Annotated in this window: 1 protein-coding gene; it reads right to left on the minus strand. The window is 39.9% G+C overall.

The genetic code is table 11. The annotated features are described in order from the left end of the window. Window positions 1-62: 62 nt before the first annotated feature. Window positions 63-937, minus strand: an 875-nt coding sequence (locus tag BZK24_RS08420) for a lipid A biosynthesis lauroyl acyltransferase (protein WP_077657147.1), incomplete at its 5' end; no start/stop codon positions are given.

Consider the following 937-nt stretch of genomic DNA (forward strand, 5'->3'; position numbering starts at 1 on the left):
ACTATTTATTTTTAAAAAATGCCTTTTAGCATTTTTTAATTTTTATCATTCCACTCAAAACCCTATCTTTGATAAATTTCAGGGTGGGTGCTTTTAAAACGCCTGTGGAACCAAAAATAACTTTCCGGGTGGTTTCTAATCACCTCTTCGCACAAACTCGCTTGCGCTTGCGTGCATTCTAAAATATCGTTTTCAGCGTTATCGGTGATTTGAGAGCGGATACTTTCGTAATAGGTCGCTGTGTAATGCGAATAGTCGTCATTAAAATCAATGAATACCGGCTGGATGTCTATATTGTAGCGGCGCGATAAAATAGAAGCGATCGTGGTGTGCGTAGCGTCTTTATTGAAAAATTTCACCACCACCCCATCTTTAGGCGCGACATTTTGATCCACTAAAATCCCCACAAGGCCGTTGCCTTGATTATACATTTTAATGAGTTCTTTCATCGCCCCTATTTTATTGACAAAGCGTACCCCAAACGCCTCTCGCCTACTCATGATCATGTGATTGATAGGGGCAAATTTAGTCAAACGCCCCAAACACCCCCTACCATAGTCCTCATAATATTGCGCCAAAGTCGTGCCTACCGCTTCCCAATAGCCAAAATGCATGCATAAAGTGATCGCTTGGCCTTCCTTGTTTAAAGACTTCCACACATTTTCTTCATTGATGAGCGTGAAACGAGAGTCGTATTCATCTTTAGGGATAAAGATCACTCTAATGGTTTCTAAAATGATGAAAGCAAAATTTTCATAACCCTTTTTAATGATCCTTTTTTTCTCTTCTTCGCTTTTAGAATCCCCAAACACAAAATCCAAATTGGCTTTAGCGTCAAAATAACGGCGCTTATCAAAGGTTCTCATCAGCCACGCCACAGCTTTAATGCACCTTAAAAACCACGAATGGGGCATTTTAGCTAAAATAAACCCCAAAA

The sequence above is a fragment of the Helicobacter pylori genome (assembly GCF_001998165.1).
GTDB lineage: Bacteria > Campylobacterota > Campylobacteria > Campylobacterales > Helicobacteraceae > Helicobacter > Helicobacter pylori_DL.